The sequence below is a fragment of the Methylobacterium sp. ME121 genome (assembly GCF_000974725.1).
GTDB lineage: Bacteria > Pseudomonadota > Alphaproteobacteria > Rhizobiales > Beijerinckiaceae > Methylobacterium > Methylobacterium radiotolerans.
The window spans coordinates 1-3,860 of sequence record NZ_BBUX01000143.1; the positions used below are offsets into that span (position 1 = coordinate 1).

General features: G+C 73.5%; 5 protein-coding genes. All 5 read left to right on the forward strand.

Translation table 11 applies throughout. From position 1 onward, the window contains the following. Window positions 1-76: 76 nt before the first annotated feature. The 5 genes from ME121_RS32405 (at window position 77) to ME121_RS32425 (ending at window position 3,823) form a co-directional block, all read left to right on the forward strand. Window positions 77-1,537 (forward strand): helix-turn-helix transcriptional regulator, encoded by a 1,461-nt coding sequence (locus ME121_RS32405; protein ID WP_012321380.1) that lies wholly within the window; start codon window positions 77-79, stop codon window positions 1,535-1,537. A gap of 95 nt (window positions 1,538-1,632) precedes the next feature. Then, window positions 1,633-1,896, forward strand: a complete 264-nt coding sequence (locus tag ME121_RS32410) for a CsbD family protein (protein WP_059410307.1) — start codon at window positions 1,633-1,635, stop codon at window positions 1,894-1,896. A 90-nt stretch (window positions 1,897-1,986) separates the two neighbouring features. Next, on the forward strand, window positions 1,987-2,490 hold the full coding sequence (locus ME121_RS32415; RefSeq protein WP_029361668.1) for a CsbD family protein: 504 nt from the start codon (window positions 1,987-1,989) through the stop codon (window positions 2,488-2,490). A 55-nt stretch (window positions 2,491-2,545) separates the two neighbouring features. Beyond that, on the forward strand, window positions 2,546-3,469 hold the full coding sequence (locus tag ME121_RS32420) for a hypothetical protein (protein WP_012321377.1): 924 nt from the start codon (window positions 2,546-2,548) through the stop codon (window positions 3,467-3,469). Between the two features lie 150 nt (window positions 3,470-3,619). After that, entirely contained in the window at window positions 3,620-3,823 is a 204-nt protein-coding gene (locus ME121_RS32425) for a CsbD family protein (RefSeq protein ID WP_012321376.1), read from the forward strand. Window positions 3,824-3,860 lie beyond the last annotated feature (37 nt).

The window sequence follows — 3,860 nt, forward strand, 5'->3', positions numbered from 1 at the left end:
GGAACCGGCTTGTGCGCAACCCGTTTGTGCCCCGCTGCCGCGAGGGCAGTGACGGCAGGCGGGGGGCGCGGGAGCTGTGACGGCGGGGGTCGACAGGCATGAGCTCCGGCAGATCATCGCCGGGTTGAGCGAGGGCGTGATCCTGGTCGAGCCCGACCAGACCATCGCCTACGCCAACGCCGCCGCCCTGGCGATGCACGGCGCCCAGAGCCTCGACGAGCTCGGCCCCACCGTCGACGCCTACCGCGACCGCTTCTGCCTGCGCTACCGCAACCACATCGTGCCCAACCAGTACCCGATCGAGCGCGTCGTGGCCGGCGAGCGCTTCCACGACGTCGTGGTCGAGGTGCGGCGGGCCGACAGACCCGACGTGGACTTCGTCCACTCCCTGCGCAGCCTCGTGGCCACCGACCGCGACGGCAACCCGAGCTGCCTCGCCCTGATCCTCAAGGACGTCTCCGACCAGTTCGAGGCCGAGGAGCGGTTCGAGCGCACCTTCAACGCCAACCCGGCCCCGGCCGTGATCACGCGGCTGTCCGACCTGCGCCACGTCAAGGTCAACCACGGCTTCCTGGAGATGACCGGCCACACCCGCGACGCCGTCATCGGCCGCAGCGTCTACGAGGTCGACGTCCTGGCCGGCGCCCGCAACCGCGACCTCGCCGTCGCGCGCCTCAACGCCGGCGGCACGATCCCGCAGATGGAGGCCTGCCTCGACCTGCCCGACGGCGGCAGCCGCTTCGTGATCGTCGCCGGGCAGCCGATCGCGATGGGCGACGAGCCCTGCATGCTGTTCACCTTCGCCGACCTCGAGCTGCGCCGCAAAGCCGAGGCCGCGCTGCGCCAGAGCGAGGAGCGCTTCGCCACGGCGTTCCGGATGACGCCGGTGCCGACCGTGCTGGTGCGCGCCGACGACGGCCAGGTCACGGGCGTGAACGAGGCGTTCAGCCGGGTCTTCGGCCTGGGCGAGGACCGCGTCGTCGGCCGCTCGCTGGCGGAGGCCGGGCTGTGGGTCGCCGACAAGCAGCGCCTGCAGGTCGAGGCCGCGCTGGAGCGCCAGGGCTACGTGCTGGGCGTCGAGGTCTGCCTGCGCCACGAGAGCGGCGCGAACCTCGACTGCCTGGTCTCGGCCGAGCGGATCACGATCAACGAGACCGCCTTCGTGCTGCTGGTGCTGCAGGACATCACCGAGCGCAAGCACACCGAGCGGGAGCTGTTCGACGCGATCGAGACGGTGATGGCCGACACGTCGTGGTTCAGCCGCGGGCTGATCGAGAAGCTGGCCAACCTGCGCCGGCCGGGCCGGGAGGCGGGCGACGCGGCGGCGCCGAACCTGACGGTGCGCGAGCGCCAGATCCTCAACCTGATCTGCTCGGGGCTCAGCGACGACGCGATCGCGCGCAAGCTCGGCCTGTCGCGCAACACGGTGCGCAATCACGGCGCCGCGCTCTACCGCAAGATCGGCATCCACAAGCGCAGCGAGGCGGTCGTCTGGGGGCGCGAGAACGGTTTTCCCCTGAACATCTCTGACGGATAGATACCGCCATACTGGTACAGCCACACCATTGATCGGCCACGCCCGGCGCACATCTTCCGGTCGGCCAGGGTTTTCTCACGCAGGACGGGACGCCCATGACCGAAGACAGGAAGACACCCTCCGCCGAGCACCTCAAGGGCTCGGTGAAGGAGGCCATCGGCAAGCTGACCGGCGATGCCCGGGCGCAGACCGAGGGCCGGCGCCAGACGCGCGACGCGCCCGGATCGGACGTGCCCGGATCGGACGTGCCCGGATCGGACGTGCCCGGATCGGACGTGCCCGGATCGGACGTGCCCGGATCGGACGTGCCCGGATCGAAGGCCGGCGGATCCGGGCCCGCGGGCTCCGGCCCGCGCTGACGGACGTCACCCGGCGCCTCACGGTGAGGCGCCCCCACCACCAGCGCGATCGCGGAGGCGATCGCCGACGCGACGACGGAGGAGAACGACATGGTCGACACCGATCGGATCACGGGCGCGGCCCGGGAACTCGGCGGCAAGGTGCAGGGCGCGTTCGGCGACCTGACCGGCTCGCGGCGCGACGCGGTCGAGGGCCGCGTCCGCGCGGCCGCCGGACAGGCCGAGAGCCTCTACGGCCAGGCCAAGGACACCGTGCGCGACGCGGCCGACCACGTGGCCGACGCGGCCCGCGACCTCGGCGGCCGGGTCCGCGACGCCGTCGACGATCTCGGGGCCGACGACGTCGAGGCCCGCGCCCGCCGCGCCCAGGGCGCCGCGCACGATCAGTACGCCCGCGCCGAGCGCGGCGTCCGCCACGCCGCCGAGGAGGCCTACGACGTCGCCGAGGACGCCTACGCGCGCGGCAGCCGCGCCCTGCGCCGCGGCACCCGCGAGGTCGGCGAGCAGGTTGCCGCGTACCCGCTCCCCGCCCTGCTCATCGCCGGCATCGCGGGCTTCGGCCTCGGCCTGCTCGTCAGCGCCCGCCGCGCCTGAGCCGCGCCTGAGCCGTCAGCCCCACGAGTTTCGACCCACCACCCGGAGTGACAGCGTGACCACCATCCAGACCGTTGCAACGCCCCTCGCGCCGGACGCGCACGCCGACACGCGCGCCGTCCTGCTCAACCAAGTCTCCTGGGGCGCGATCTTCGCCGGCGCCGTGACCGCGCTGGTCACCCAGGTGATCGTCAACCTCGTCGGCGTCGGGGTCGGGCTGGCGTCGGTCGGCACGACCGCCGCCGACAACCCCTCCGCCTCGACCGTGTCGATGGGCGCGGGGCTCTGGTTCGTCGCCTCGGGCCTCGTGGCCTCGCTGGCCGGGGGCGTCATCGCCGGGCGGCTCTCGGGCAAGACCCTGCCGGGCGCGGCCGCCCTGCACGGGCTGGTCTCCTGGGCGGTGACGACGCTGGTCGTCCTCTACCTGCTGACCTCGGCCGCCAGCGGCCTGGTCGGCGGCACGCTCAGCACGGTGTCGGGCGCGCTGGGCGGGGCCGGCAGCCTGGTGGGCGGCACGGTGCAGACGGCGGCCCAGGCGGCGGCGCCGTCGCTGTCGAAGATCGCCAACCCGCTCGACGGCATCGAGGACAAGGTCCGGCAGCAGACCGCCGGGCAGGACCCGCAGGCGGCCAGGGACGCGGCGGTCGCGGCGGTGAAGGCGCTGTTCACCGGCGACCCGTCGCAGAAGCAGCAGGCCGAGGCGCGGGCGGCCGACGCCCTGGCCAAGGCGCAGAACATCCCGGTCGATCAGGCCCGCCAGCAGATCCAGGACTACGAGAAGCAGTACGACCAGGCGGTGGCCAGCGCCAAGCAGAAGGCGGAGGCGGCGGCGGTGACGGCCAAGTCGGCGGCCACGCAGGGCGCGTTCTACGCCGCGCTGGCGCTGATCCTGGGTGCGCTGGCGGCGTATGTCGGCGGCCGGCTGGGCGCGCCCAAGCCCGCGACCCTGCTGGGCGCCTACGAGACCCGGCGCGTCTGATCGCCGGCCCACCGTCGGCCGATCGTCCAGCGATCGCCCGGTGATCCCCTCGGCTCCCGCCCCGGCGGGGGCCGTCCACCCCGGCGGGCGCGGGCGCCCGGCCGGACCTCCCGAGCCACGACACGACCCCGAGAGAGAGGAGAGCACGCGATGAGCAGCACGACCGACAAGATCAAGGGCCTGGCCAACGAGGCGGTGGGCAACGTCAAGCAGGCGGCCGGCAAGGCGACGGGCAACGACAAGCTGGTGGCCGAGGGCAAGGCGCAGGAGCTGAAGGGCGAGGCGCAGAAGACCGTCGGCGACGTCAAGGACGGCGCCAAGAACCTCGCCGACAAGGTCACCGGCAAGCACTGATCCCGACACGGCGGCGCCGGCACGCCGGCGCCGCCCC